Below are 22,298 nucleotides of genomic sequence, written 5' to 3' on the forward strand. Positions count from 1 at the left end.
GGCGGCAGGGCGCGGACGCGCCTGCCGGTTGGTGTCGAGCCCGTGCCCCGCGTGGTCGGCGTACGGAATCCCGGACACTAGTCCAGCCGCCCCGAGACCGTGGCCCCCGCCGCCGCGGCCACCGCGGCGGCCACCGGCTCGATCTCGTCGGCGGCCAGCGGCGAGACCGTCAGCCGGACCCCCGGCGGCGAGGCCACGCGGAAGCGCGCCCCCGGGGCGACGGCCCAGCCCGACGCCAGCAGCCGGGCGACCGCGCCGGTCTCGTCCGGAACCGGCACCCACACATTCATCCCGCTCCGCCCGTGCGCGGCGATCCCCCGCTCCCGCAGCGCCCGCACCAGCGCGGCGCGCCGGGTGTCGTACGACGCCGCCACCGCCGCCGCGTCGACCGCACCCGTCCGCCACAGCCCACCGACCGCGTCCTGGAGCAGATGGCTGACCCAGCCCGGCCCCAGCCGCTGGCGGCCGCGCACCCGGTCCAGGGTGACGGGGTCGCCGGTGAGCACGGCGAGCCGCAGATCGGGGCCGTACGCCTTGGCGGTGGAGCGGACCAGCGCCCAGTGGTCCGTGCCCCCGGCCAGGGGGCGCAGCGGGAGGTCCACGATGCCGTGCCCGTGGTCGTCCTCGATCAGCAGCACGGAAGGGTGGGCGGCGAGCACGGTGCGCAGCTCGCGGGCGCGTGTCGCGCTCACCGCCGCGCCGGTCGGATTCTGCGCCCGGTCGGTGACCACCAGCGCCCGCGCGCCCTGGGCCAGCGCCTGGTCCACCCGCTCGGGCAGCGGTCCGTCGTCGTCGACCCCGACCGGGACGGCGCGCAGTCCGAGCGCCGGGATCAGATCGAGCAGACTGCCCCAGCCGGGGTCCTCGACCGCGACCGCGTCACCGGGACGCAGATGCGCGGCCAGCACCCGCTCGATCGCGTCGAGCGCGCCGGAGGTGACGGCGACCGGCCCGGCCGGCACCCCGTCCGCGTCGAGGGCGGCCCGGGCGAGTTGGGCGACCTCGGGGACGACGTCCGGCGCGCCGTACAGCGTGGGGCGCTCCGCCGCGCGGGCCGCGGCCGCCGCGAGCGGCGGGCCGAGCGGGGGCAGCAGCGCGGGGTCGGGGTTGCCGCTCGACAGGTCGCGCGCGCCGCCGGCGTCGACGCCGATCCACTCGCGGGGCGTGCTGGAGGGGCGGGAGCGCACCCGGCTCCCCCGGCGCCCCGCCGTCTCGATCACGCCCCGTTCGCGCAGCACGCGATAGGCGGCCGCGACCGTATTGGGATTCACGCCCAGCCGCTGCGCCAACTCCCTTAGGGGAGGCAGCAGTTGGCCCGGCGGCAGCTCACCGGCACCGATCGCGCGCTCCACACTGGCCACGATCTCGGCTGCGCGACGCCCGACGATCGGATATTCTCCTAGCACAAACGCTATTTTGCACTAGTGCAACGGAGGACGCAAATGCCCGCCCCGGACGCCACCGCCGCGACCAACGCGCCCCACAACGCCTACACACCGACCGGCCGCACCGTGCCCACCCGCTCCCGCGAGCGCGCGTCGTACGACCGGGAGGTGGTGCACGCGATCCTCGACGAGGGCTACGTCTGCCATCTGGGCTTCATACGCGACGGCGCCCCCGTCGTCCTGCCGACCCTCTACGGCCGGGTCGGGGAGCGGCTGTACCTCCACGGCTCGACGGGCGCGCGTCCGCTGCGCATGGCGGGCGCGCCGGGCGGCGAGAAGCCGGGGCTGCCGGTGTGTCTCACCGTCACCCATGTCGACGGGCTGGTCCTGGCCCGCTCGGCGTTCCACCACTCCATCAACTACCGCTCGGTGGTGGTGCACGGCATCGCCCGCCCGGTGACCGATCCGGCCGAACGCACCGCGGCCCTGGACGCCCTGGTGGACCATGTGGTGCCGGGCCGCGCCGCCGACTCCCGGCCGGCCAACGCCAAGGAGCTGGCCGCCACCGCCGTGCTCAGCCTCGACCTCGAAGAGGTCTCCGCGAAGATCCGCACCGGCGGGCCCAGTGACGACGCCGAGGATCTGGGACTCCCCCACTGGAGCGGCGTGGTGCCCGTCGCCCGTACTTACGGCGCGCCGGACCCCGCCGACGACCTCGCGCCCGACACGCCGGTGCCCGGCTATCTCACCCGGCTCTGACCGGGAACGCCCCGCCGCACGCCGGGACCGGGAACGCCCCGCCGCACGCCGGGACGGGGGCGGTCAGCCTCCCGCCGTGTACTCCCGATCCCCCTCCACCGGCGCCGAGGCCGCCACCGGCTCGGCGGCGGCGGCCTTCGGGGTGGAGGTCTGGGCGATCAGGGCGCCGGTCAGCACCACCGCACCGCCGACGACCTGCGCCAGGCCCAGGTGCTCATCCAGCAGCACCCACGCCAGAACGGTCGCGATGACCGCCTCCAGACAGGCGAGCACCCCGGCCACCTGCGGTGAGAGCCGGCGCACCGACAGCACCCCGGTGAGATACGCGATCACCGTCGCCACCAGCACGATCCAGGCGAGCAGCACCAGTGCGGGAACACGGGCGCCCGCCAGATCGGCGCCGCCGGCGAGAACCGTCCAGTCCATTCCCCAGGGGCGGCCGACCACGGTCAGCGCCACGGCTCCGACCAGCAGTCCGTAGGCGATGACGCCGAGCGGATCCGCCGGGTCCTGGCCGTCGCTGCCGTGGTCGGAGAGGACGAAGTAGCCCACCTGGCAGAAGGCCGCGCCAAAGGCGAGCAGCAGTCCAAGGGGGTTGAAGCTCAGCCCGGACCAGACCTCCACGACACACGCGAGCCCGCCGACAGCCAGGACGACGCCGATCGCCGCGGCCCGGCTCACCGGCCGGCGCTGGACGAACCGCACCCACCCCAGCACCAGCGCGGGCGCCAGGTATTCGACGAGCAGCGCGACGCCAACCGGAATCCGGGAGAGCGCCGCGAAGTAGCACGCCTGCACCCCCGCGACGGCCAGCAGGCCGAACCCCACCAGCAGGGCGGGGCGGCGGGTCGGCAGCCGGCGATGGCGCCAGGCCAGGGGCAGCAGGACCAGGGCCGCGCCGGTCACCCGCAGCCAGGTGACCTCGATCGGCGCGAGCCCCGCCTCGATCAGCGGTTTGGCGGCGACGCCCGATCCGCCGAAGGTGAGCGCCGACACCAGGGCGAGCCCCAGGCCGACCTTCCTTTGCTGTGAGTGGCCTCCGGATAGCTGCACCGGGCCATCATGTCAGCTCACGTCAGCACCGTCATCCCGTTGACTGCTGGCAAGTCTCCACGGCCAGGGCGGTGACCAGCGGTTCGATGGCGACGCCCGCGCGCCTCAGCACCTCCATGGCACGACACTCCCGGTCGCGGACGAGCGCGGCGAGGAGGTCGAGGCCACCGGCGCGGGACCCGCCACGGGAGGCGGCGCGGCGGACCGCCGCATCGAGGGCGGCTGTCGCGGCGGGCGACCATCCGGCCATTCCGCTCCCCGCCGACGGCGCCGCCCCCGAGACCTCGACGGTGCCGCTCCACCGGAGCCCGTAGCCGATGACGCGCTGCACCAGATACCCGAGCAGCCGTATCACCTGGGGCGGGCCGCCGGGAAACACCTCCCGTACCTCCGGGTCGGTCTCCAGGAGGCCGTGCAGCAGATGGGCGGTGTCGATCTGCGCGTCACCATCGCGTACGGCGCGCCGGCGGGCCCCCGCGATCACGGCGGCCACCACTTCGCCGACCCGGTCCTCGCATCGGGCGTCCTCCGGACCGGCGGAAAGGGTATGGCTTGGCACACTCTCACCCCATCAGTCCCTTGCGGCCGGAGCATCCTCGCCGGGAAGCATGTACGCATCCGACCGTGGTTGTGCGCGGAGGACCGGTTCTCATCCTCGGGGAGGAGGGGAGGCGGAAAGGCGGGAACTGACGATCCGTCAGTATTGAATGTTCCGGACCCCGGGGCTACGTTGCCCGGCACCGTCGCACCACACACCGCAGAAACCCGCCGAAGGGACTTCCCCATGGCCGATGTCAGCGCGCAGATACGCATCGAGGCACCGGCCGAGAAGGTCTGGGCCCGGCTGACGGACTTCTCCACCTACGGCGACTGGAACGCCACCCACACCAGCTTTCCGCGGGGCGGCCCGGCCACGCTGGAAGTGGCGGCGACCTATGAGGAGAACATGAAACTGATGGGCTTTCCGGCCGAGGTGACCTGGACCGTCGAGGAGTGCGAACCCGCCCGGCTGCTGGCCACCCGGGGCAAGGGCCCGATGGGCGTGAATCTCGCCATGCGCTATTCGCTCACACCGGACGGCGATGCCACGACGGTGCGCGTGGACGGGGAGTTCACGGGGGCGGCGGTCTCCTTGATGGCCGGGAAGCTGAAGGACTCGGCGACCAGCGCGCTCAATGAGTCGCTGCGCAAGCTCAGCGCGCTGGTCGTCTAAGCAGGTCAGAGGAAGTCCGCTACGGTTCGGGCAGCGCCCCGAAGGGGCGCGGGGAACTGCGCGACCAGCCACGACGGCGCCGCAGTCGGCCGACGACGCATCGCGACACTTCCAGCGGAGCGCTTGGCGCCGGGCAGGCACCTGGTCCCGCGTCCCGCTCCGCCGCCCCCGTGCGGCCGTTCCCCCGTCCGATCGGGATCAGCTCTCGGCGCCCCGCTCGGCGCCGCCCTTCTCCTCGTCCTGCTCGGCGAGGATGAGATACAGCCGCTTGCGCGACTCATTGATCACGGAGACGGCCTTCTGCCGCTGCTCAGCGCTGCCGGTGCGCCAGACCTGGGAGAACGCCTCCATCAGCCCGAAGCCGGCCTGGCGGACCTCCTGCATGGCCTCCCAGTCGATACCGCGCCCGGCCTCCTCCCACGGGGCCGCGGGCCCCGCGTCGGCCTCGGTGCGGCCGGTGTCGGTGAGCGCGAAGAGCTTCTTGCCGCCCTCGCTCTCGCTGCCGATCAGCCCCTCGTCCTCGAGCAACTGAAGCGTGGGATACACCGAGCCGGGGCTGGGCCGCCAGGCTCCGCCGCTGTGCTCGGCGATCTCCTGGATCATCTCATAGCCGTGCATCGGGCGGTCCTTCAGCAGGGCCAGGATCGAGGCGCGCACATCGCCGCGCCGCGCCCGCCCACGCGGCCCGCGGCCACCGGGTCCGCCGCGGCCACGGCCGCCGAACGGGGGCCCGCCGAAGGGGCCTTCGAAACCAGGGCCGAACGGGCCGAATGCCGCGCGCCGCCCCTCACCCTCGCCCCGGCCGCGGTGGCCGGGTCCGCAGTGTTCACGTCCATGTCCTTGGGAACGCATCGTGACACTCCTTTCTATCGTCGATCCATCACGACACTTCAACGATATATCGGAACCGATCGGATGCCAACCCCCTTCGCTCGCCGATGCCGCCCCGCGCGCTCACCCGCGGACCCCGGCCGCCGCTCCCCGGAAGGTGCCACGCGCGAGTGATTGGCCATGGCTGCCCCGCCGCCCGCCGCCTACGGTCGGCGCTATGCGGATACGTATCGTCGACGCGTTCACCGAGCGCCCCTTCGCCGGCAACCCGGCCGGGGTCGTCCTCCTCGACACCGACGCCTTCCCGGACGACGGCTGGCTCCAGCGGGTCGCCTCGGAGGTCAATCTGGCCGAGACCGCCTTCGCCCACCCGCTCCCCGAGGCCGCGGAGGCGGACTGGGCGCTGCGCTGGTTCACCCCGGTCACCGAGGCGCCCATGTGCGGCCATGCCACGCTCGCCACCACCCATGTCCTGAAGACCACGGGGGCCGCGACCGGCACGGTCCGCTTCGCCACCCTCAGCGGGGTCCTGTCGGCGACGGCCGACGACGGCGGCTCGATCACGCTGGACTTCCCCACGGCCGCGCTGACCGCACTCCCGGCCTCCCAGCGGACGGCCGAGGTCGCCGGAGCCCTCGGCGCCAAGGTCGTGTCCGCCCATCACGCGGGCCCGCATATCGACGATCTGCTGATCGAGCTGGCCGACGAGAAGACCGTGCGCGCCCTGGCCCCCGACCTCGCCGCGCTCAAGCGGATCAGCCACCGGGGCGTCATCGCGACCGCGGCCGCCGAGGACCCCACGCGCGGCTACGACTTCGTCTCGCGGATGTTCGCCCCGGCCGTCGGCATCGACGAGGACCCGGTCACCGGCAGCGCGCACACCGCGCTCGCGCCCTACTGGTCGGCCCGGTTCGGCCGCGACGAGCTGACCGGATTGCAGGTGTCCGCGCGCACCGGCCTGGTCCGCACCGTGCTACGCGGCGACCGTACGCTGCTGACGGGCGGCGCCGTCACCGTCATCGACGGCGAGCTGCTGGCCTGAGTCCCCTCGGTCGCGGCGGGCGGGTGGGTCAGGCCGTGGGCAGCCAGTCCACCCGTCCCGCCAGCAGGGCGTATCCGACGAAGGCCACGATGTCGATCAGCGCATGCGCGGCGACCAGCGGTCCGACCCGCCCCCAGCGGCGGTAGAGCAGCACAAAGATCACGCCCATCGCCAGGTTGCCGAAGAAGCCGCCGATCCCCTGGTAGAGGTGGTACGAACCGCGCAGCACCGAGCTGGCCAGCAGGGCGGCCATCGGGGTCCAGCCCAACTGCCCGAGCCTGCGCAGCAGATAGCCGACCACGATCACCTCCTCCAGCACCGCGTTCTGCACGGCGGAGGCGATCAGTACGGGGATCTTCCACCACACATCGGGCAGCGACTCGGGCACCACCGTCAGATTGCCCCCGGCCGCCCGCGCCCCCAGATACAACAGCAGCCCGGTGCCGCCGATCGCGGCCGCGACCGTGGTGCCCCAGGCCAGGTCGAACCGCGGCCGGTCGCGGTCGAAGCCGATCGCCCGCAGCCCGGCGCCCTCGCGCAGCAGCAGATGAGCCACCAGCGCGACCGGCACCAGCGCGGTCGAGATGCCGAAGAGCTGCCAGGCGAGATCCAGCCAGGGCCGCCCCGGCGCGGCGGAGGAGTTGAGATTGGCCGTCTGGTCCTTGAGCCCGCCCGGTCTGGTCACCGAGCCGATAAAGCTGATCAGTGCGGACAGCCCGCTCGCGCCGAGGGACAGCGCCAGCACGAGCAGCGTCTCATTGCGCAGCATCCGCCGCGAGAGCCCGTCCTCGACCGGGGCATCCGCGCCCCGCGCCTGTGACCGCACTCCTGTCCCCACTTCCGCTTGTCCGCCTCATCGGGTGCACCGACCCGCTCACCGGACAATACGGTGTCATGGTCGGCGGTGTGGGCGTCACCCGGAGAGATCGGTGGGCCAGGTGTGCACCGGTGCGTCGGTCCGCATCAGGGCACAGTAGCGGCGGGTCATGGCCGCGAGCGCGGCGTCCCGGTCCAGCCCGCCGGCCAGCGCGCGGTGGTAGGTGGCCGTCTGCCAGGACGCGCCGTTGACCCGCAGCTTGCAGCGCTCCTCGATCACGCCGAGGTAGCGGTCGCGGTCGGCGGGCTCCACGCCCCAGGAGTCGAGGCCGGAGGCGGCGAGCGGCAGCAGCTCCTCGCGGACCAGCCGGACGGCGGAGGTGCGGGCCAGGGAGGCCGAGCGGCCGGATTTGGGCCACTGGAGAACCGCGTCGATGCCGTGCCGGCAGGCCGCGTCGAAGTTGGCGGCGGCGGCCGCGAACGGCAGCCGGGTCCACACCGGGCGGGACTCCTCGGCGAGCGCCCTGACCAGTCCGTAGTAGAAGGCGGCGTTGGCGATGACATCGGTGACGGTAGGCCCCGCCGGGAGCACGCGGTTCTCCACGCGCAGATGCGGCACTCCGTCCACGACGTCGTAGACAGGCCGGTTCCAGCGGTAGATCGTGCCGTTGTGCAGCGCCAGTTCCTGGAGCTCGGGCACCCCGCCCTCGTCGAGCAGCCGCAGCGGGTCCTCGTCCTCGCCGGTGGAGAGCAGCGGCGGAAAATAGCGCAGGTTCTCCTCGAACAATTCGTAGGCGGAATCGATCCAGCGCTCGCCGAACCAGGTGCGCGGGCGCGCCCCCTGGGCGGCGATCTCCGGCGGACGCACATCGGTGGCCTGGAGGAACAGCGGCGGCCGGGATTCGCGCCATGCCTCATGGCCGAAGACGAAGGGCGAGTTGGCACCCATGGCGATCTGGACGGCGGCCACCGCCTGCGCCGCGTTCCACGCGTCCGCGAAGCGCCCCGGGGTGACCTGAAGATGGAGCTGGACGGAAGTGCAGGCCGCCTCGGGGGCGATGGAGGCGCTGGCGTAGGTGAACCGCTCACGGCCCTCGATGTCGATGAGGAAATCCTCGCCGCGGGCGGCCAGCATCTGCTCGTTGAGCAGTTTGTAACGGTCGTCATAGGAGAGGCTCGTGGATCCCAGATCGTCCGCGGCGAGGGTCGGCAGAATTCCGATCATCACGATCTCGGAGGACACTTCCCGCGCCTTGCGATCGGCATATGACAAACCGGTTCGAAGCTCTTCCGAGAGCTGATCGAGAACGCGTCCGCGCAAACGGTGGGGCACGATGTTTACTTCAAGATTGCACTGCCCGAGTTCGGTCTGGAAATCATGACTCCCGATGCGCTCCAGAACCTCCGCGTTCATCATCCTCGGCAGTCCGTCGGCCCCGGCGAGATTCAGCTCGATCTCCAGCCCCATCAGATTCTTCGGGCGGTCGAATCGCTTGTCGGCCAGGAGCCGGCCCAGCCCGTCGAGGCATTGCCGCAACCGGACGCGCTGCCGTCGCCGGCCGGACGGGTCGAACTCACCGGCTATGAGCTTGTCCCCCATCGAAGCGTCCCTCCTCGAGTGGATCATCGGTGCCAGCCGTCTGCACACCACGCTCGATGATGCCCACCAATGTGATCGATAACGCCCCGCGATCCCCACCCAGCCAGTAGGCTCTCTGGAACTGCTCATTGCGCCGGAAAATGAGACCGGCGAGTTCCAGCCTACCGCGCCGACCCCAAAATGCCAGGTCATATCCGTTCATCTAGCACAGAATCGGGGAAAATCCCCGCCTTCTCGCGGTCTGGATAACCTCTTGTCGGCAATGCGGGCAGCGGCTAGATGAAACACAACGGGAACACTTGTCGTATAAACTCGGCTAACGAGGCAGAGAGATAAGGCCCGAACGGTCTGTTCCGGTTCCCCTCTGACCCGTGTTCCACCGACAGCGCCGCCCAAACCCGGCCCGCTATCGCTTCACCGTGTCTCCAAGCGAGAGGCGACCCACCATGCCGCTGCATGTGCCCCAGGCCCCCGCGCCCGCCCTGCGCAGCGTCCTCACGGCCCTTGACTCCCCCACCGCCGTCCGCGAGGCCCGCACCCCGGTACTCTCCACGCTCACCGGCCCCTTCGAACCCGAACTCCCGCTCCCCGTCCATGTCCTGGACGACATCACCACCGCCGACGGCCCGCCGAGCACCCGGCTCACCGGCTGGCGCTTCCTGATCCGCGACGGCGACCGTACGGTGGCCGCCGCCGAGGCGATGCTCACCGCAGACGGCTGGGCCTTCTCACACTTTTCCGAGGGTCCCTATGTCCGCTCGGCCGAACTCGCCCTGAGCCAGGCCGAGTCACTGCCGTCGGCGTACCAACCGCGGCTGCTGTCCATCCCCGAGCTCTACATGGTCACGCTCTGGCTGCACGGCGACCTGACGGCGGACGGCGCCGAAGGCGGCCTCGGCGCGGGGGACCTGTTGGTGCCGCTCGCCCCGGCACCACCGGGGATCGCGCCCCACCGGGCGCATCGCGCAACCGATCTGCTGCCGGTCCTCACCCACCGGCTCACCCGGGCTCCCTTGCTTGGCTCACCCGCCTGACCTGGGCCTTCATCAGGTTGGGAGCGCCCCGTGACCGCCGGGTCACGGGGCGCTCCGCAGCATCCTCGTAACAGTCCTGCGGCGATGAACCGTCCGGACGGGTGATGCGTCATTATCTAGCGAGACCGGTACCGCGAAATCCCTGCGGATTCCAGCCCGCAGGGCAACACTGGAGCAATCAACCGACTCAAAACTACGGGGGGCGGCCATGAACGCCGCAGCGAGCCGCAGGACATTCACCACTCCGCAGCGAAAGAACCCTGTCATGTGCCAGCATCAACCACCCTGCCCGTCAGCCGACTCCGCCGACCGGGAGGCCGCCCATCTGGTGGCGCACCATCCGGAGCAGGGATGGAGCCTGCTGTGCAACGGCGTCCTGCTCTTCGAGGACACCGGTGAGCTGCTGCCGGACGGGCGCGTCATCGCCCCGTGCCGGCCGCGGGGTTCCGAGCACATCGTCACCGCGGCCTGACCGCCGCACACGCCGTCACCACGGTCTGACCCGCCGTCGACGGCACGTACCCGCAGGGGCCGGCCCGGCGTATTCGCCGCACCGGCCCCATTGACGCGTTTACCGCTTTTGTCGAGGGGAAGCCCCTCAGCCCTCGTAGGACTCCAGCGGCGGGCAGGAGCAGACGAGGTTACGGTCCCCGTAGGCCCCGTCGATCCGCCGCACCGGCGGCCAGTACTTGTCGGCCGCCGAGACCCCGGCCGGGAAGACCGCTTCCTCCCGGGAGTACGGGCGGTCCCACTCCCCGGTCAGCGACGCCGCCGTATGCGGGGCGTTCCGCAGCGGGTTGTCCTCCTTGGCCCATTCGCCGGAGCCGACCTTCTCGATCTCGGCCCGGATGGCGATCATCGCCTGGCAGAACCGGTCCAGCTCCGCCAGATCCTCGCTCTCGGTCGGCTCGATCATCAGCGTCCCCGCGACGGGGAACGACATCGTGGGCGCGTGGAAGCCGTAGTCGATCAGGCGCTTGGCCACATCGTCGACCGTCACGCCGGTGGCCTTCGTCAGCGGCCGCAGATCCACGATGCACTCATGGGCCACCAGGCCGCCGGGGCCGGTGTAGAGCACCGGGTAGTGCGGCTCGAGACGCTTGGCGACATAGTTGGCGCCGAGCACCGCGACCTGGGTCGCCCGGCGCAGCCCCTCGGCGCCCATCAGCCGGATGTACGCCCAGGAGATCGGCAGGATCCCCGCCGAGCCCCACGGTGCGGCCGAGACCGGGCCGACGCCGGTGGCCGGGCCCGCTGCGGGCTGGAGCGGATGGTTGGGGAGGTAGGGCGCCAGGTGCTCGCGCACCGCGACCGGACCGACGCCGGGGCCGCCGCCGCCGTGCGGGATGCAGAAGGTCTTGTGCAGGTTCAGATGCGAGACATCGCCGCCGAACCGGCCCGGCTCGGCCAGCCCGACCAGCGCGTTGAGGTTGGCGCCGTCCACGTAGACCTGGCCGCCCGCGTCGTGCACGGCCGCGCAGATCTCGGTGATGTGCCCCTCGAACACACCGTGGGTGGAGGGGTAGGTGACCATCAGCACGGCCAGTTCGGCACCATGCTTCTCGATCTTGGCGCGCAGGTCGCCGGTGTCGATCTCGCCGTCCTCACCGGTCTTGACCACGACGACCTTCATTCCGGCCATCACGGCGCTGGCGGCGTTGGTGCCGTGCGCCGAGGACGGGATCAGGCAGACGGTGCGCTGGGGGTCCCCGTTGGCCCGGTGGTAGGCGCGCACCGCGAGCAGCCCGGCCAGCTCGCCCTGGGATCCGGCGTTCGGCTGCAAGGAGACCTTGTCATAGCCGGTGACCTCGGCCAGCCGCTCCTCCAGCTCACGGATCAGGGTCAGATAGCCCTGGGCCTGCTCGGCCGGTGCGAAGGGGTGCAGCGCGCCGAACTCGGGCCAGGTGACCGGCTCCATCTCGGTGGTCGCGTTGAGCTTCATGGTGCAGGAGCCGAGCGGGATCATGCCCCGGTCCAGGGCGTAGTCCCGGTCGGCCAGCCGCCGCAGATAACGCAGCATCGCCGTCTCGGAGCGGTGCTGGTGGAAGACCGGGTGGGCCAGATAGCCGTCGTGGCGCAGCAGGGCGGCGGGCAGCGCGTCCGGCGCCGCGGCGTCCAGCTCGTCGACGCCGGGGATCCCGGCGGCGTCGCCGTTTCCGCCGTCCACCCCGAAGGCGGACCACACGGCGGCGAGCTGCGCACGGGCGGTGGTCTCGTCACAGGCGATGCCGACGTGGTCGGCGTCGGTCAGCCGCAGGTTGACCCCGGCCTCCCGGCCCGCGGCGACGACCTCGGCGGCCCGGCCCGGCACCCGCGCGGTGAGGGTGTCGAAGAACGCGCCGTGCACCACCTCGACCCCGCCGGCCCGCAGCCCCTCGGCGAGCACGGAGGCGTAGCGGTGGGTGCGGCGGGCGATCGCGGCGAGCCCGTCCGGGCCGTGGTAGACGGCGTACATCCCGGCCATCACGGCCAGCAGCACCTGGGCGGTGCAGATGTTGCTGGTGGCCTTCTCCCGGCGGATGTGCTGCTCACGGGTCTGAAGCGCCAGCCGGTACGCCTTGTCGCCGTCGGCGTCCACGGAGACCCCGACCAGCCGGCCGGGAAGGTTGCGGGCGTAGGCGTCGCGCACCGCCATGAATCCGGCGTGCGGTCCGCCGAAGCCCATCGGGACGCCGAATCGCTGGCTGTTGCCCACCGCGATGTCCGCGCCCAGCTCACCGGGCGAGGTGAGCAGGGTGAGCGCGAGCAGATCGGCGGCGACGGTGACGACGGCGCCCAGCTCATGGGCGCGCTCGATGACCGGGCGCGGATCGCGCACCACGCCGGAAGCGCCCGGATACTGCACCAGCACGCCGAAGACCCCGCGCTCGGCGATCTCGTCCGGAATGCCCTCGGCCAGATCGGCGACGACGACCTCGACACCGGTCGGCTCGGCGCGGGTCCGCAGGACCGCGACGGTCTGCGGCAGGCAGTCGGCGTCGACCAGGAAGACGCCCTCCTTGACCTTGCCGACGCGCCGCGACAGCGCCATCGCCTCGGCGGCCGCGGTGGCCTCGTCCAGCAGCGAGGAACCGGCCGTGGGCAGCCCGGTCAGATCGGCGACCACGGTCTGGAAGTTGAGCAGGGCCTCGAGCCGGCCCTGGGAGATCTCCGGCTGATAGGGCGTGTACGCGGTGTACCAGGCGGGGTTCTCCAGCACATTGCGCAGGATCACCGGCGGGGTATGGGTGCCGTAGTAGCCGAGGCCGATCATCGACGGCAGCACCTGGTTGCGGTCGGCAAGTCCGCGCAGCTCGGCGATGACCTCCGGCTCGCTGCGGGCCGGGGGCAGCGCATCCAGCGCCTTGGTGCTCTTTATGACATCCGGTACGGCGGCCTCGGTGAGCTCGTCCAGCGAGCCGAAACCGACGTGGGCGAGCATCTTGGCCTGCGCCTCGCCGTCGGGGCCGATATGGCGCTGCTCGAACGGAGTACCGCGTTCCAAGTCGGAGAGTGCGATGCGATTGGCGGTCATCTGCGGGGGCCTCCTGGTCTGTAACGACCGGCGAGGGGCACCGCGGCGCGGGTGCCCGGACGGCCTCCCCCTCTGTCATCTCAACCTGAGAGCTTCACCGGTCCACAAACCGCCTGACCGGTTTTCACCGTCGGTGAGGAGGGGTTCCGGAGCTCTGCTCGCCCGTGGCCCGCCCTGCTTTCCAGAGTGACCTCACCCGCACGGTACGTGTGCCTGAGAGATTCCGGGGAGGGTTTGCTCCTTCGGCGCCTCCGACAGCGTCGGCGGAGGACTCTCCCGCACGGGGTTTACAGCCACAGTCAGCGTACCAGCGGTTCTACCGTGGGGGACGGTCGCCTGCGTTCGAGTGGCCGAGCGCGGCGATGTGGCTTTTTGTAGGTATCAATGGCCACTTGCCACCAGTGGGAGAGAGCGTGCAGACCGATATCGACCCGCGGACCCTGATCGGCCGCAAGGCATTCGACCGCGAGGGCTCCAAGATCGGCACCGTGGACGAGGTCTATCTCGACGACGCGACCGGCGAGCCCGAATGGGCGGCGGTACGCACCGGGCTGTTCAGCCGGGACGTCTTCGTACCGCTCGAACCGAGCGAGGTCGTCGGCGACACCCTGCGGGTGCCGTACGACCGGGCCCTGATCAAGGACGCCCCCGACTTCGGCGTCGGCCGCCACCTCTCCCCCGAGCAGGAGTTGCAGCTCTACCACCACTACGGACTGGACGTCACCGGCTGAGACCGGCCCTGAGGCTGGCCCTGCATGTGGCCGGGGGCCGGGGCCTGCGTACGGCCTGGAACCTGCCCGTGGTCCGGGAGCTGCCCGTGGCCTGGGCCGTGGCCCTGCATCTGGCCTGGGGCCGGGGCTTGCGTACGGCCCGGGGCCTACTCGCGGCCCGCGGCCTGCCCGTGGCCCGGGACCTGCCCGTGGCCTGGGCCGTGGCCCTGCATCTGGCCTGAGGCCCGGCCCTGCTCGTAGCCCGGGGCCTGCGCCCGCTCGGATCCGCCGCCCGGTCCCGGGGCCAGCCCATCCGCGCCCGCGGCCAGGCCGCCCGGTCTCGCGGCCAGGTCATCCGGGCCTTCGGTCTGCTCTGGATCCGGGGTTATGGGCTCCCCCGGGTCCAGGCCCGTTGTCCCTCCCGGCCCGTGGTCCAGCCCGGGGCCAGGTCCAAAACCCCCTCCGGGACCACGTCGGCGCCCAGGCCCGCGGCATCCTCCGGGATCGAGCCCGCGACCTTCCCCACGGCTGAGTCCAGGTCCGCGTCCGGGTCCGAGTTCGCGACCGCCTCCCGGGCCATGTCCGGGACCGGCCTCGCGGCCTCCTCCGGGACTGGGTCCAGGTCCGGCTCCCGGTCCGAAACCGCCTCCCGGGCCACGCCCGGGCCCGCGGCCTCCTCGGGGCCGAGGCCCGGGTCCGTGAACCCCTCCCGGGCCACATCGGGGTCCGGGAGGGCGGTGGGCTCAGGGCCCTTCTCCGGGCCCAGGTCCGGGTTCGCGACCATCTCACCGGCCACGTCCAGGCGCGGGCTCGCGACGTCCTCCTGAACCGACCCCGCGCCCTCCCCCGCGGCCGGGTTCACGGCCGCGTCCGGGCTCGCGGCCTCCTTCGGGGCCAGATGCGCGTCCGGTTCCGGGTCCACGTCCGGAGCCCCGCCCGCGCCCGGGCCCGCGACCTCTTCCAGGACAACGTCCACGCCCGGGGGCCCGTTCTCGTCCGGTCGTAGCAGGGGCAGTGGTTCGGCGGGTTCCAGGGCCGGGTCGTCCACGGCGAACGTTCGTACTCGCCCAGGCCGCGACCACGGCTCCTCGAAGCGCACGGTCACCCGGCCCACCCCGCTCCCCTGCACCCAGCCCGCCCCGTACTCGGCGTGCCGCACATCGGAGCCCGGCATCCAGCGTCGCGGCTTCCCAGCGTCCTCAGGGGCCTCTCCCGCGCCCTCTGCCACAGACTCCGGCCTCTCGGGGCCCGGCACGCTCCGGGCGTCCCCCAGGGCCTCATGGGCCGCTTGGGCGGCCTGCGCGGCCTGCGCCGCCTGCGCCGCCTGCGCGAAGAGATCCTCCTGGGTGTAGTCCGCCAGACCGCTGACCCCCACCCCCAGCAGCCGCACACCCGCCGTGGTGTCCACACCATCGATCAGCCGCGCCGCGGCCTCCCGCACCACCCCCGGATCGTCGGTCGGCCCGCGCAGGGTCTCCGAACGGGTCAGCGTGGAGAAGTCGTACCGCCGCACCTTGATCACGACCGTCCGCCCCGAGCGGCCCGCCTCGCGCAGCCGCCGTACACAGCGGTCGGCGAGCCGTGCGATCTCCAACTGCACCCGGGTGCGGTCGGTGAGGTCGACGTCGAAGGTGTCCTCCACCGAGATGGACTTGGCGTCCCGCTCGGCTACGACGGGCCGCTCGTCCCGGCCCTCGGCCATCAGGAACAGCGACGCGCCGTGGGCCCGGCCCAGCAGCCGCACCAGCTCGGCCTCGCCCGCCTCCCGCGTCTCGGCCACGGTGTGGATCCCGGCCCGGCGCAGCGTCTCCGCCGTGGCGGGGCCGACTCCCGGGAGGGTCCGCACCGTCATGGGGCCGAGCAGCTCACGCTCCGTCCCGGGGTCGATGACCACCAGGCCGTCGGGCTTGGCCTGCTCCGAAGCGATCTTGGCGAGCATCTTGGATCCGGCGAGCCCCACCGAACCGGTGAGCCCGGTGACCGCCCTGATGTCGTCCCGCAGCCGCTCCCCCACCGCGCGCGCCGCCCCCACGGTGGGCTCCGTGCCGCCCGCCTCCAGATCGACGAACGCCTCGTCCAGACTGAGCGGCTCCACCAGGGGCGAGAGCGTATGCAGGAGCGCCATCACCACATCGCTCACCGAGCGGTAGAGGGTGAAGCGGGGGATGAGGAACGCCGCGTTCGGACACAGGCGGCGGGCCTGGGCCATCGCCATGGCCGAGTGCACCCCGAACACCCGGGCCTCGTAGGAGGCCGTGGCGACCACGCCACGCGGCCCCAGACCCCCCACGATCACCGGCTTACCGCGCAGGCTGGGCTTGGATGCCTGCTCCGCCGAGGCGTAGAAGGCATCCATGTCCAGATGGAGAATCGTCGGCGCACCCCTCACACCTACGATGCTGCCGCACACCACTGACAATGGGCGGCACGACGGCCCGAAGGCGGGCGCAGGGGCCGCTCGGCCCGCGGGCCGGGCGGCGCCTGAGGAAAGGGCGAGCGCTCAACCGGCCCGGTTGCGACGCGCCGCGAGCTCATCCGTGGGGTTGGGCCGGATCAGCGTCTCCCCGGTGTCCACCCGCTCGCCGTGCAGTTGGGACAGCGCGCTCTCGACATCCCGCCAGACGACGCCCACGGCGATCCCGAAGACACCCTGGCCGCCCTGGAGGAGGTCCACGACCTCATCGGGCGAGGTGCACTCGTAGACCGTCGCGCCGTCGCTCATCAGCGTCATCTGGGCCAGGTCGTCGAGCTCCCGGGCGCGCAGATGGGTCACCGCCGCCCGGATGTTCTGAAGGGATACGCCGGTGTCCAGCAGCCGCTTCACGATCTTGAGGACGACCACGTCCCGGAAGCTGTAGAGCCGCTGGCTGCCCGAGCCGTACGCGGGCCGGACGCTCGGCTCCACCAGCCCGGTGCGGGCCCAGTAGTCGAGCTGGCGGTAGGTGATGCCCGCGGCCGCGCATGCGGTCGGTCCGCGGTATCCGACCCGCTCCGTCTCCCCCGCGGCGGGCTCACGCGGCGGTGCTGCCTGTGCCGCGACCCGAGCCTTCAACGCCGGATCGGCCGGTGCGCTCCCCTGGAGCGTATACGGGCCGCCGGCTGCCGTGCCGTCGCCGGTGCTTCTCACGCCGACCTCCGTCCTCGACCTGCCATCTTGAAGGTAGGCAGTCACCCGGGGTGCGTCAACGATCGCCACACTCGGCACGCCGAGTGATAATCACCCTAAGGGTGGTTTCCCGTGTCCCTCGTCCGGGAAAGGCTACTCGAATGCGCGAGCGAGGACCGGCATATCGTTCACTGGCTGCTGGTTCCGAAGTCCTCGGGCGAGATCTGGTCGAGGAACTCGCGGAACTTCTCCACCTCGTCCTCCTGCTCGTCCGGGATCGCGATACCGGCGTCGTCCAGCACGCCGTCGCTGCCGTAGATCGGCGTTCCGGTGCGCAGCGCGAGCGCTATGGCGTCGGACGGCCGGGCACTGACCTCCACGCCGCTGGCGAAGACCAGCTCCGCGTAGAAGACCCCCTCGCGCAGATCCGTGATCCGGACCTCCGTGAGCTGCTGGCCGACCGCTTCGAGTACGTCTTTGAAAAGGTCATGGGTCAGCGGGCGCGCCGGAGCCATGCCCTGCTGAGCGAAGGCGATCGCGGTCGCCTCACCTGGTCCGATCCAGATGGGGAGGTACCGGTCGCCTCCCACTTCACGCAGGAGCACGATCGGTTGGTTGGAGGGCATTTCCACCCGGACACCCACGACGTCGAGCTCGTTCACACAGCAACCCTAGGACGTGCCCGGCCGGTTTGGATAGTCGGGGCCCGGTCGGTCACCGGTCCTGGACCCTCAGAGCCGACCGCACCAGGGCCGCGTGCAACTGTACGGAGAGCGTGGCGAGCTCCCGCACACTGGCCTCCGCATGGGCTCTGGTCTGCGGGTTTCTATGCAACCGCAGCGGAGCGACCACCTGCTCGACCATTCCCGCCTCGCGCTCGGCGGAGGCTTTCATGATTCGCAGATGACGTGGTTCCAGGCCGAAACGACCGAGTTCGGCGATGAGCCGGGCGACGGTCACCGCCTCCATGTCGTAGCCGCCGTCCGCGCTCGGCGCGAGCAGCCCGTACGACTCCCATTCGGCCAGCAGCACCTCGCTGACCTCGGCTGTTGCCAGCAGCTCGGCACGGCCCAGCCGGGCGGCCGTGGGGCCGTCCGCGGCCGCCCCGATACCGCCGTCGACCACACCGGGCTGCCGCGCTCCCTGCGCAACGGCAGGAAGCTGCAACGGCTCGCCCCGCTCCAGGGCGTCCAGATGCTCCCGGATGACCTTGAGCGGCAGGTAGTGGTCACGCTGCATCCGGAGGATATGGCCGAGCCGCTCCACATCCCGCCGGCTGAATTTGCGATAGCCGGAGGGCGTCCGCCGCGGCTCGACCAGACCTTCCGACTCCAAGAAGCGGATCTTGGAGATGGTGACCTCGGGGAACTCGTCCCGCAACAGATTCAGCACGGTGCCGATGCTCATCGACCGGCTGCCCGTGGGGGCGGTGCCGGTACCGGCACCGCCCGACGGTGTCTGAAGCATGGACCTCCCCTGACGGGTCAGATGCCGACGCCCCGCTGGCTCGGGTAGAAGACCAGCCGGTACTTACCGATCTGCACCTCGTCGCCGCTGGTCAGCACCACCGGCGCGTCGATCTGCTCCCGGTTGAGATACGTCCCGTTGAGGCTGCCGACGTCCGAGACGGTGAAGCTGCCGTCCTGGCCGCGCCGGAACTCCACATGGCGGCGGGAGACCGTCACATCGTCCAGGAAGATGTCGCTCTGCGGGTGACGGCCCGCCGTGGTGATATCACTGTCCAGCAGGAAGCGGCTGCCCGAGTTCGGCCCGCGGCGGACCACCAGCAGCGCCGATCCCATCGGCAGCGCCTCGACGGCGGCCTGCGCCTCCGGGCTGAGCGACGGCAGCGGCGTCTGCCCGGTCATCTCGGAGTCGTACGCCTCGAGACCCGAGATCGAAATGGTGGAGGTGGTCTCCGAGGCGCGCTCGGAGGGCGCGCCGCCCCGCAGCGGGGCGCCGCAATTGGAGCAGAACCGGCTGGCCTCCGCGTTCCGGTGGCCGCACCGCTGACAGACAGGCAAGCCGAACCCTCCACCACTCTGAGCGGCCGATGGCTCCTGGAAACCTATGGGGCCGGTCGCGGAGGGGTCAACAGACGCGCCCTGCGCGCCGACCTGGTCCCGGAACAGCGGGCGCTCCTCGGTCCCCCCGCCGCTCTCCTCCCCGGCACGCGAGGCGCGGTGGCGAGCGGTGCTGCTGCCGCCATCCTGGCGGGCACTCTTGCCGAACAACTTCCCGAACAACTTCACGGGCGATTCCCCTTGACTGAAACAGACCCGCCCGTGGGGCAGGACAAACCCTCGATGCACACACCAGACGGTCCGGACATCCTCACAACGTCCGTGACCACCAGACAGTTTCCATCACGCGCGGATCTTCTGGTGCGTTGACCCCCCGCGTCCACATGGTCTCCCCGAGAGACCCTCATTTCGAACCGCCTCACCGTGATGACGACCGAGCGTAGTCAGGCCGCTTCGCCGATCGCAAGGCATCCACAACGATCTTCTTCTCCCGCCGCACGGACACAGTGGCCTGCTCCTTCTCCAGGCTCTGCACCACCCCGCCGGGGATGTTCAGCGCCGGCTCCAGATCTTCCGGCTTGCCGATCACCTTCACAACATACGGTTGCGTCACTTTCTGTCCATCGATCTGGATCGCGCCGCCGCTGTCCGCGAAGTAGGTGCCGGCGACCACCCGCACCTTGCCGATCTGGATCGCCTCGGCGCCCGCCGCGCGCAGCTCCTGCACCGTGTCGAGCAGCATGTCCGACTCCACGGAGCCCCGGGAGTCGTCGATCGTGATCGTGATGCCGGGACCCTGTGCTGCCACCGTACCCGCGAGCACGCCGAGCTGCTGCTCCTTCTGGAGCGTCTGCTTGCGGGCCTCCTCGGCCTGGTCCGAGCTGTTCTCCAGCTCGGTGCGCTGGTTCTCCAGCCGGCGCTTCTCGTCCTGGAGCCGCTGGGTGCGGGAGTCCAGCTCGTCGAGGATCCGGACCAGGTCCTCCTGCCGGGCGCCGCGCAGCACGCTGTTCTCGTTGGTCGAGCGCACCTGGATGGCGAGGCCGAGGCCGAGGCCGAAGAGCAGCAGGGCGACGATGAGCTGCGCTCGGGTCAGCCGCGGCGGCCATACGCCCTTCAGCAGCCGCTGGCGGCCGGTCTGGGCCTCTTCCGGCCCCTGCCCGGCGCCAGGGCCGCCCGGCCCTTCTCCGGGGCCGGTGGCGGGCCCCACACGCTCTCCGGGGCCGCTCCCGGGCCCGCCGGGGGGCCTGGTGCCCTCGGCGCCCGCCGTGGGCGTGTCGCCGGCCTTGACGGGCCGGCCCTGGGCCTGCGGCGGCAGGGCCTCGGGCAGCACGGCCTTGGGCAGGGGCGTCCTGAGAGCGACATCCTTGAGACCGCCCGGCGGGGGCCCGGCAACTCTGCCCGACTCACCCCGCGGGGGCGCGGGCGGCCTGCCCGGCTCGCCCCGCGCGGGCCCGGCGTGCCTGCCCTGCTCACCCCGCGGGGGCGTCGGCGTGGGCCCGGCGGACCTGCCCGGCTGCTCCCGTACGTCACGGTGCTCGGGCTTCCGGGCGGGCGACGGGGCGCCCGGCCGCGGCGTTTCGGCCACCGCCTGTCGCTCCGGCCGCGCCTGCTCGCGCGGCTCCCCGGAGGGCGCGGGCTTCCCGGCCGTCTCCGGCCGTCGCGGCGGCTCGGGCGGCCGCCGCGCCCGCTCAGCGCCCGGTTCGGTCTCTTCGGCCTTCGCTGCCCGCTCGGGCCCCTCGGGCCTCGCGTCCCGCTCGGCCAGTCGCGGCGTTTCGGCCGACTGTCGCGGCGTTTCGGCCGGACCTGGGCTTTCGGCCGACTCCGGCCGCTCGGGCTTCTCAGGGGTGTCGTCGGTCGTCATCGGCCTCACGCCCGGAAGACATGGCGGCGGATCGCGGCCGCGTTGGAGAAGATCCGGATACCGAGCACGACCACGACTCCCGTCGAGAGCTGGGCACCGACGCCCAGCTTGTCACCGAGGAAGACGATCAGTGCGGCCACCACCACATTGGACAGGAACGATACGACGAAGACCTTGTCGTCGAAGATCCCGTCCAGCATCGCCCGGAAGCCCCCGAAGACCGCGTCGAGCGCCGCCACGACGGCGATCGGCAGATAGGGCTCGACCACCGTCGGCACCACGGGTCGGACCACAAGCCCGACCACGACTCCCACGATGAGCCCCAATACGGCGATCACGATGTGCCCTTCCCTGTGTCGGCGTCACCCTTGCCGGAGCCACCGGCTATCGGTTCCGCGGTGCGTACGATCAGGCTCGGCGCGGCCGGGAGCCGGAGCGAGTCCTGGGTGGAAATGCTCGTGCGGATGTCATAGTTCTGCTGAAGCACATGCAGATACTGGCCGTCCGCGCTGTTCTGGAAGGCGGTGCTCAGCCGCTGCCCGTCCCCCACCGCGAGCACCGTGTACGGCGGCGCCAGCGGCTTGTTGTCGACCAGTATGGCGTCTCCCGCCGCCCTGATCGCCGAGAGCGCCGTCAGCCGCTGCCCGTTGATCGAGATGGCCTCCGCGCCCGACTCCCACAGGCCGTTGACGACGCGCTGCATATCGTGGTCGCGCACCCGGCCGGTATCGGAGAAGTCGGCGCTCTCCCGGGGTCCCCCGCCGCTGCCGGCCGCGCCCTTGGCGTCGTCGACCACCAGCTTCACCCCGGGGCCCGTCACCTCGTTGGCCCCCGAGAGCAGCGCGACCAGATCGGCCTTGGCTCCGCCGTGCTTCTCCAGTGCCTGCCGCTGCTTCTCCCCGACCTCGCCGCGGAGCTTGTCCACGCCCCTGGCGAGCTTGTCCGCGTTCGAGTTCCCCGTCTCGATACGGTCGATCAACTCTCCCCGCTCCTTGGCCAGCGTGGGCGCCGATATCCGCGCCTCGGCGGCGCCGACGGTGATGACCACCGCGACCAGGACGAGGCCGAGAGCCAGCCCCAGTTTGGCCCGCATGGTGCGCGGCAGGTGCGAGCGACCTGTCTCACCGCGCCGCGCGGCGGCCTCGGCGTAACCGTCGTCGAGGCTGTGGTCCATCACATTGGTCAGCAGCGACATGGACGCGTCGAGGCGCGGGCGAGGGCGCGGCGATGCTGTGCTCCGAACGGGGGGCGGCTGCGACATGCCGCACATCGTCGCACGTGGGGGCCGCCGCCACCGAATGGCCCCTCCGGCGTGCCGGATCGGGGACCTCGGGACGGCGGCCTCCACGC

The 22,298-nt window shown here is 71.8% G+C and carries 22 protein-coding genes and 2 riboswitches; of the genes, 7 read left to right on the plus strand and 15 right to left on the minus strand.

The genetic code is table 11. The features are described 5' to 3' along the window. Nucleotides 1-77: 77 nt before the first annotated feature. Entirely contained in the window at nt 78-1,406 is a 1,329-nt protein-coding gene (locus tag ACK1X7_RS05990; protein ID WP_390795400.1) for an aminotransferase class I/II-fold pyridoxal phosphate-dependent enzyme, read from the minus strand. Between the two features lie 36 nt (nt 1,407-1,442). Between ACK1X7_RS05990 and ACK1X7_RS05995 the strand changes: the two genes are divergently transcribed. After that, on the plus strand, nt 1,443-2,144 hold the full coding sequence (locus ACK1X7_RS05995) for a pyridoxamine 5'-phosphate oxidase family protein (protein ID WP_413114735.1): 702 nt from the start codon (nt 1,443-1,445) through the stop codon (nt 2,142-2,144). A 63-nt stretch (nt 2,145-2,207) separates the two neighbouring features. Here ACK1X7_RS05995 and ACK1X7_RS06000 read toward each other — a convergent pair whose 3' ends face one another. Both ACK1X7_RS06000 and ACK1X7_RS06005 read right to left on the minus strand, forming a co-directional pair. Beyond that, a complete protein-coding gene (locus ACK1X7_RS06000; RefSeq protein WP_385147198.1) occupies nt 2,208-3,197 on the minus strand; it encodes an EamA family transporter in 990 nt (329 codons plus the stop codon). 31 nt (nt 3,198-3,228) lie between these two features. Next, a complete protein-coding gene (locus ACK1X7_RS06005; RefSeq protein ID WP_398161689.1) occupies nt 3,229-3,756 on the minus strand; it encodes a Clp protease N-terminal domain-containing protein in 528 nt (175 codons plus the stop codon). A gap of 225 nt (nt 3,757-3,981) precedes the next feature. Between ACK1X7_RS06005 and ACK1X7_RS06010 the strand changes: the two genes are divergently transcribed. Further along, nucleotides 3,982-4,410 carry a type II toxin-antitoxin system Rv0910 family toxin gene (locus ACK1X7_RS06010; RefSeq protein ID WP_386947793.1) on the plus strand — a complete coding sequence of 143 codons (429 nt, stop codon included), beginning with the start codon at nt 3,982-3,984 and terminating at the stop codon, nt 4,408-4,410. 198 nt (nt 4,411-4,608) lie between these two features. On the opposite strand, the gene ACK1X7_RS06015 is transcribed toward ACK1X7_RS06010, so the two are convergent. Further along, nucleotides 4,609-5,262 carry a PadR family transcriptional regulator gene (locus ACK1X7_RS06015; protein ID WP_413114736.1) on the minus strand — a complete coding sequence of 218 codons (654 nt, stop codon included), beginning with the start codon at nt 5,260-5,262 and terminating at the stop codon, nt 4,609-4,611. A 196-nt stretch (nt 5,263-5,458) separates the two neighbouring features. Between ACK1X7_RS06015 and ACK1X7_RS06020 the strand changes: the two genes are divergently transcribed. Then, nucleotides 5,459-6,283, plus strand: a complete 825-nt coding sequence (locus ACK1X7_RS06020; RefSeq protein WP_385147210.1) for a PhzF family phenazine biosynthesis protein — start codon at nt 5,459-5,461, stop codon at nt 6,281-6,283. Between the two features lie 28 nt (nt 6,284-6,311). Here the strand turns inward: ACK1X7_RS06020 and ACK1X7_RS06025 are convergent, their stop codons facing one another. Both ACK1X7_RS06025 and ACK1X7_RS06030 read right to left on the minus strand, forming a co-directional pair. Continuing rightward, on the minus strand, nt 6,312-7,121 hold the full coding sequence (locus ACK1X7_RS06025; protein WP_385147213.1) for a CPBP family intramembrane glutamic endopeptidase: 810 nt from the start codon (nt 7,119-7,121) through the stop codon (nt 6,312-6,314). A gap of 75 nt (nt 7,122-7,196) precedes the next feature. Next, the gene (locus tag ACK1X7_RS06030) at nt 7,197-8,699 is read right to left on the minus strand and encodes a glutamate--cysteine ligase (protein ID WP_385147216.1); all 1,503 of its coding nucleotides are present in this window, start codon (nt 8,697-8,699) and stop codon (nt 7,197-7,199) included. 446 nt (nt 8,700-9,145) lie between these two features. On the opposite strand from ACK1X7_RS06030, the gene ACK1X7_RS06035 reads away from it, so the two are divergent. Together ACK1X7_RS06035 and ACK1X7_RS06040 are read left to right on the plus strand one after the other, a co-directional pair. Beyond that, nucleotides 9,146-9,733: a hypothetical protein gene (locus ACK1X7_RS06035; RefSeq protein WP_361508029.1), complete on the plus strand. Its 588-nt coding sequence runs from the start codon at nt 9,146-9,148 to the stop codon at nt 9,731-9,733. A gap of 265 nt (nt 9,734-9,998) precedes the next feature. Then, entirely contained in the window at nt 9,999-10,205 is a 207-nt protein-coding gene (locus ACK1X7_RS06040) for a DUF5999 family protein (protein ID WP_043236576.1), read from the plus strand. 126 nt (nt 10,206-10,331) lie between these two features. Here the strand turns inward: ACK1X7_RS06040 and gcvP are convergent, their stop codons facing one another. Next, nucleotides 10,332-13,247, minus strand: a complete 2,916-nt coding sequence (gene gcvP, locus ACK1X7_RS06045) for an aminomethyl-transferring glycine dehydrogenase (RefSeq protein ID WP_385147219.1) — start codon at nt 13,245-13,247, stop codon at nt 10,332-10,334. A gap of 65 nt (nt 13,248-13,312) precedes the next feature. Next, nucleotides 13,313-13,437, minus strand: a riboswitch (glycine riboswitch). 1 nt (nt 13,438) lies between these two features. After that, nucleotides 13,439-13,536, minus strand: a riboswitch (glycine riboswitch). Between the two features lie 124 nt (nt 13,537-13,660). Here gcvP and ACK1X7_RS06050 point away from each other — a divergent pair. Beyond that, nucleotides 13,661-13,978 (plus strand): PRC-barrel domain-containing protein, encoded by a 318-nt coding sequence (locus tag ACK1X7_RS06050; protein WP_014058681.1) that lies wholly within the window; start codon nt 13,661-13,663, stop codon nt 13,976-13,978. Between the two features lie 26 nt (nt 13,979-14,004). Next, on the plus strand, nt 14,005-14,199 hold the full coding sequence (locus tag ACK1X7_RS06055; RefSeq protein ID WP_413114737.1) for a hypothetical protein: 195 nt from the start codon (nt 14,005-14,007) through the stop codon (nt 14,197-14,199). Between the two features lie 143 nt (nt 14,200-14,342). Here ACK1X7_RS06055 and ACK1X7_RS06060 read toward each other — a convergent pair whose 3' ends face one another. The 8 genes from ACK1X7_RS06060 to ACK1X7_RS06095 form a co-directional block, all read right to left on the minus strand. Further along, nucleotides 14,343-16,346 carry a DNA polymerase IV gene (locus ACK1X7_RS06060; RefSeq protein WP_413114738.1) on the minus strand — a complete coding sequence of 668 codons (2,004 nt, stop codon included), beginning with the start codon at nt 16,344-16,346 and terminating at the stop codon, nt 14,343-14,345. Nucleotides 16,347-16,457: 111 nt separating this feature from the next. Next, complete coding sequence (locus ACK1X7_RS06065) at nt 16,458-17,084, minus strand: MerR family transcriptional regulator (protein WP_078645872.1); 627 nt, start codon at nt 17,082-17,084, stop codon at nt 16,458-16,460. A 167-nt stretch (nt 17,085-17,251) separates the two neighbouring features. Beyond that, nucleotides 17,252-17,725 carry a bifunctional nuclease family protein gene (locus tag ACK1X7_RS06070; RefSeq protein WP_014058684.1) on the minus strand — a complete coding sequence of 158 codons (474 nt, stop codon included), beginning with the start codon at nt 17,723-17,725 and terminating at the stop codon, nt 17,252-17,254. Nucleotides 17,726-17,777: 52 nt separating this feature from the next. Beyond that, a complete protein-coding gene (locus ACK1X7_RS06075) occupies nt 17,778-18,530 on the minus strand; it encodes a MerR family transcriptional regulator (protein ID WP_390795396.1) in 753 nt (250 codons plus the stop codon). 17 nt (nt 18,531-18,547) lie between these two features. Continuing rightward, on the minus strand, nt 18,548-19,375 hold the full coding sequence (locus ACK1X7_RS06080; protein ID WP_413114739.1) for an FHA domain-containing protein: 828 nt from the start codon (nt 19,373-19,375) through the stop codon (nt 18,548-18,550). A gap of 130 nt (nt 19,376-19,505) precedes the next feature. Beyond that, nucleotides 19,506-20,294: a DUF881 domain-containing protein gene (locus ACK1X7_RS06085; protein WP_385158542.1), complete on the minus strand. Its 789-nt coding sequence runs from the start codon at nt 20,292-20,294 to the stop codon at nt 19,506-19,508. A 659-nt stretch (nt 20,295-20,953) separates the two neighbouring features. Continuing rightward, nucleotides 20,954-21,286, minus strand: a complete 333-nt coding sequence (locus tag ACK1X7_RS06090) for a small basic family protein (RefSeq protein WP_014058688.1) — start codon at nt 21,284-21,286, stop codon at nt 20,954-20,956. Next, nucleotides 21,283-22,209 (minus strand): DUF881 domain-containing protein, encoded by a 927-nt coding sequence (locus ACK1X7_RS06095; RefSeq protein ID WP_385158534.1) that lies wholly within the window; start codon nt 22,207-22,209, stop codon nt 21,283-21,285. Before ACK1X7_RS06095 ends, ACK1X7_RS06090 begins: the two co-directional genes overlap by 4 nt. Nucleotides 22,210-22,298 lie beyond the last annotated feature (89 nt).

Source organism: Streptomyces sp. CY-1 (genome assembly GCF_047218265.1).
GTDB classification, from domain to species: Bacteria; Actinomycetota; Actinomycetes; order Streptomycetales; family Streptomycetaceae; genus Streptomyces; species Streptomyces niphimycinicus.

Bases quoted from the DNA above. Each gene is read 5' to 3' on its own strand.
- ACK1X7_RS06020 (WP_385147210.1), top strand. From the start codon at position 5,459: ATGCGGATACGTATCGTCGACGCGTTCACCGAGCGCCCCTTCGCCGGC.
- ACK1X7_RS06095 (WP_385158534.1), bottom strand. From the start codon at position 22,209: ATGTCGCAGCCGCCCCCCGTTCGGAGCACAGCATCGCCGCGCCCTCGC.
- ACK1X7_RS05995 (WP_413114735.1), top strand. From the start codon at position 1,443: ATGCCCGCCCCGGACGCCACCGCCGCGACCAACGCGCCCCACAACGCC.
- ACK1X7_RS06075 (WP_390795396.1), bottom strand. From the start codon at position 18,530: ATGCTTCAGACACCGTCGGGCGGTGCCGGTACCGGCACCGCCCCCACG.
- ACK1X7_RS06030 (WP_385147216.1), bottom strand. From the start codon at position 8,699: ATGGGGGACAAGCTCATAGCCGGTGAGTTCGACCCGTCCGGCCGGCGA.
- ACK1X7_RS06040 (WP_043236576.1), top strand. From the start codon at position 9,999: ATGTGCCAGCATCAACCACCCTGCCCGTCAGCCGACTCCGCCGACCGG.
- ACK1X7_RS06010 (WP_386947793.1), top strand. From the start codon at position 3,982: ATGGCCGATGTCAGCGCGCAGATACGCATCGAGGCACCGGCCGAGAAG.
- ACK1X7_RS06015 (WP_413114736.1), bottom strand. From the start codon at position 5,262: ATGCGTTCCCAAGGACATGGACGTGAACACTGCGGACCCGGCCACCGC.
- ACK1X7_RS06035 (WP_361508029.1), top strand. From the start codon at position 9,146: ATGCCGCTGCATGTGCCCCAGGCCCCCGCGCCCGCCCTGCGCAGCGTC.
- gcvP (WP_385147219.1), bottom strand. From the start codon at position 13,247: ATGACCGCCAATCGCATCGCACTCTCCGACTTGGAACGCGGTACTCCG.